The sequence below is a fragment of the Bartonella sp. CM31XJBT genome, assembly GCF_028618555.1.
In the GTDB taxonomy this organism is placed as follows: Bacteria; Pseudomonadota; Alphaproteobacteria; order Rhizobiales; family Rhizobiaceae; genus Bartonella.
On record NZ_JAQITD010000057.1, the window covers coordinates 1 to 3,740 of the forward strand.

At 44.5% G+C, this 3,740-nt stretch carries 6 protein-coding genes; all 6 read left to right on the forward strand.

The window, feature by feature from the left end; genetic code table 11:
- Nucleotides 1–13 precede the first annotated feature (13 nt).
- Nucleotides 14–562 carry a hypothetical protein gene (locus PVV63_RS10000; RefSeq protein ID WP_273791727.1) on the forward strand — a complete coding sequence of 183 codons (549 nt, stop codon included), beginning with the start codon at nt 14–16 and terminating at the stop codon, nt 560–562.
- Nucleotides 543–1,232, forward strand: coding sequence for a phage baseplate assembly protein V (locus PVV63_RS10005; protein ID WP_273791722.1), 690 nt, complete (start codon nt 543–545; stop codon nt 1,230–1,232). The genes PVV63_RS10000 and PVV63_RS10005 overlap by 20 nt, the downstream gene beginning before the upstream one ends.
- Nucleotides 1,229–1,570, forward strand: coding sequence for a GPW/gp25 family protein (locus tag PVV63_RS10010; protein WP_273791723.1), 342 nt, complete (start codon nt 1,229–1,231; stop codon nt 1,568–1,570). Before PVV63_RS10005 ends, PVV63_RS10010 begins: the two co-directional genes overlap by 4 nt.
- A complete protein-coding gene (locus tag PVV63_RS10015) occupies nt 1,567–2,394 on the forward strand; it encodes a baseplate J/gp47 family protein (RefSeq protein ID WP_273791724.1) in 828 nt (275 codons plus the stop codon). The genes PVV63_RS10010 and PVV63_RS10015 overlap by 4 nt, the downstream gene beginning before the upstream one ends.
- The gene (locus PVV63_RS10020) at nt 2,394–3,512 is read left to right on the forward strand and encodes a phage tail protein (RefSeq protein ID WP_273791725.1); all 1,119 of its coding nucleotides are present in this window, start codon (nt 2,394–2,396) and stop codon (nt 3,510–3,512) included. Before PVV63_RS10015 ends, PVV63_RS10020 begins: the two co-directional genes overlap by 1 nt.
- Before the next feature lies 1 nt (nt 3,513).
- A partial coding sequence (locus PVV63_RS10025; RefSeq protein ID WP_273791726.1) for a DUF4815 domain-containing protein occupies nt 3,514–3,740 on the forward strand: 227 nt, incomplete at its 3' end.

A 3,740-nucleotide genomic window follows, 5' to 3' on the forward strand; every position in this document is an offset into this window, starting at 1 on the left:
AACAGGAGCCCCCATGCATCCGAGAGAAACGATAAGGGAAAGCTTTGTTGCTTTGATAAAGGCAGCAAAAACAGCAGCTGGTGACAATGTTTTCAATATGCGTGATTTCAACTTCTCCCCTGAAAACACGCCTGCAATTAACATTTTCACACAAAGTGAAACGATTGAAGATGGCTATGATTATGGAATAAGGCGGCGTGTTTTAACGCTAGATGTTGAATGTTATGCGACATGTGAAGATGGTGCACGCTTTGTTGACCAATTAGCATGGGAAGTTGAGGAGGTTTTCTACGCTAATCCCAATCTCAACAACACAGTTGAGACATGCCGCCTGCAAAATATTGCTTTTGCCTTTGGTGATAATGGCGCCCTAGCGCTCCATGGTGCAATTCTAACCTTTGAAGTCATTTATGTGACAAATATCCCCAACATGGATGAAGAAGACGGCAGTGTAACAGCAAAACTCGTTGAACCTTTCTTAAGTTTTGAACCAGAAACAGGCGTAGAAAACCAAGATAAATACCATAAAATTGAAGGTGGACATGTTAGAGCGGCGCGATAAAGAAATCACAGATCTAAAGAGACGTGTGGCCAATATGGTTGTGGTGGGAAAAATTAGCCATGTCGACCATAAAAACGCACGCTATCGGGTAAAAAGTGGCAATCTTGTCAGTGACTGGATTCCAGACACACAAGCCCGCGCCGGTAAAACACGCTCTTATGAAGGGCGTGATATCGGAGAGCAAGTGATTGTTGTCTCGTCATCCGGAGATTTATCACAAGGGGTGATTGTTGGTTCACTTCATACCGATGCTAATCAAGCAGCCGATAAGGGCAGCATTCACCGAACGATATACCCTGATGGAACCAGCCTTGAATATGATGATGAACAAAATACTTATGGAATTCACATCAAATCCGGCGGAAAATTTATCCTGACAATCGCTGATGGTGTGTCACTAAAAGGTGATGGGGGCAAGCTAGAGCTTACCGCACCGGAAGGCATAAAGATTGTTTCAGAAAGCGATATAAATTTAAACGCAAAAGGCAACATCTCTTTGAAGGCAGGTGGTGGCATTTCACTGAATTCGAATGATAGTCTCTCTCTTCATTCTGGGAATAATGTTTCCATTCACTCAAGTGGATTAAGACATAACGGCACCAATGTAGGCGCAACCCATGTTCATGGCGGTGTTTATTCTGGTGGTTCTATGACAGGAGGTCCCAATTGAACAGTGGAATGGACCGCACAACAGGAAAGCCATTAACCGGCATTGATCATTTACGCCAATCAATCCTTGATATTTTGTCAACACGGATTGGTTCGCGTGTAATGCGGCGTGATTATGGTTCACGCGTTGCAGAACTCATTGATGCTCCAGTGAATAATGCTTTTGCTGTTGCCCTTTATGCTGCTGTTGCTGAGGCTTTAGACAAGTGGGAACCGCGTTTTAAATTGAAAAAAATTGATTTTAAATGGAGTGAGAATGGACACGTTTCTTTGTCCTTTGAAGGTATTTATTTGCCATCCGGCAAGCCCATTACCATGGAAGGATTATTGATAAAATGAATGGATTGCTTGCAAAACCCGAAATCATCACAGAACTTTCTTTTGAGGAAATACGCGCTGCTGCTCTTGCCCATTTAAAAGAGCTTTTGCCGGAATATACCATTCTTGAAAGTGATCCGGCTGTAAAAGTCATTGAGGCTTTTAGCTATCGAGAGTTGCTTTTAAGACAGCGTATTAACGAGGCGGCACGCAACAACATTCTTGATTTTGCAACCGGTGAATCTCTTGACGCTTTGGGAAACTGGCATGGTATTGCCCGCATGGAAGGGGAAAGTGACGAGAGATATCGTGAACGCATAGAGCTTCATACCCGTGGTGGCAATGGGAGCGGGACAGAGCCCTATTACAAGCTTATAGCCTTAACAGCAGATAGTCGTGTTAAGGATGCGATTGTTTACCGTAAAGGCAAAGACCCAACCATCTATGTTGCTCTTTTTGGCAACAATGAAGAAGGAACGGCCTCTGAAGATCTCATACAAACAGTCTCAGAAGCTCTTCACAGAAAAAATATCATCATGACCAATGATACAATCATTGTTCACGCTGCTGTCAAAAAAGTGCTGGATTTAGAAGCAGATGTTTGGCTGTTACCAGAAACATCTTTGAAAATTCTCACAACAATGGAAACAAATTTAAGAGCAGCATGGAGACAAGAACAAGCCATTGGTCGTGAATTAAGTTTGTCGTGGTGGATTTCAAAACTAATGATTTCTGGTGTCCAAAAAGTCATTGCCATTACCCCAACACAAGACAGTATGGTTTGTGATGAAGAAATTTTATCGATTGGAAAAATCACCTTAAACTTCAAAGGACGTGCCCGCTAATGGTTGGTTCCCTCCTTCCCACAAACGCGACAGAATTTGAAAAGCGCCTTGCCGATGCTTGCGATTTTCATCAAGATATTGATGGTTCTGTTTTGGGGATTTCACGCGCAAAACTGATCACACGCCCTCCCCGTTTCTTGCCGTGGCTCATTGAAGAATACGGGCTTGGTGAACTGACACCTTATGTTCCAAACCTCTATGATTTGATTGATCAAGGGCTTCAATGGCAGAGGATACGTGGCTCCCTTGCGGCAATAGAGATAGGGCTTGAATGGCTAGAGATTACAGCACGCTTTCAACCCGCCTGGACGGGGCGCGCATGGTGGAACTCCTTTCAACTTGATTTTGATCAGTTGCCTGAACGCAAAAACCTTGAAGCCATTGAAGCGATTACCGACCTTTCCAAAAGTTTGCGCTCTGATTTTCGTCGTGGGACCTATGGTTATGATGTGCAAGCTGTTGAATGCAATATGTCACGGCTTGATGACAGCATGTTGGAGTATGAAAGCGGTGTTCGCTTAACAGCTGGGGACACTTTGTTTTCCTTTGGGCGCACAACAGAAATCAATCATACCCTCACAAAAGAAGAAGGCAAGCTTATTGGCAACTGGATTGATGACTTTGACGAGGAGTTAAGCTGGAACCAAATTGATTACCCTTGGGATTTGGCAAATTTTCCGTGGTGTTCGGTCAAAAAACATGAACGCGATATACTCATGGCAGAGTGGTTTAGCAACCGCACGCTTTATCTCGTGTTAAGAGACAGCCAAAATAGCGTGATTGGGTATCGCAGATGCTATGCTGTAGCGCCTGTCGAACAAGCTTTGGATGGTGTTTACAGCCATTGTGGCGGCAGATTCCAGCCCTCCTCGATGGGCACGGCGCTTTTTCTGGCAGCACGCACAGATTTTCATGATGTTGACGGGAAACAAGCAGCTTTTGTTTCCATTCTCGTTCACGGCATTCCCAAACAAGATGTCCCCCTTGATATCCCCCTGGGCAAGCTTTGGTGTGATGCCAATGAACTAAATGGCGGTGTCGAGATACTCAAAACACCCATCAATATTCCTTTGCGTGCCGATGTTCGCGAACAATTCAAGATTTTATTGAGGTTTTAATATGAAGCATGAAAGTGGTTTACCCTTTGCAATTGACAGATCTCGCGGCAAAGAGGAACAACAAAGCGTTGTCTTTTATGGCACGCGTCCCTTTATTCAAGCGGGTGAACTCAATGAGGTTCAAACCATCATCAGGGGGCGGCATGACCGCTTGGGGCGCCTTGTGGCACAAGAAGGAGACCGCGTTGAACGGGCTGATGCTTTTGTCAACAAAGAGACAAGGACCGT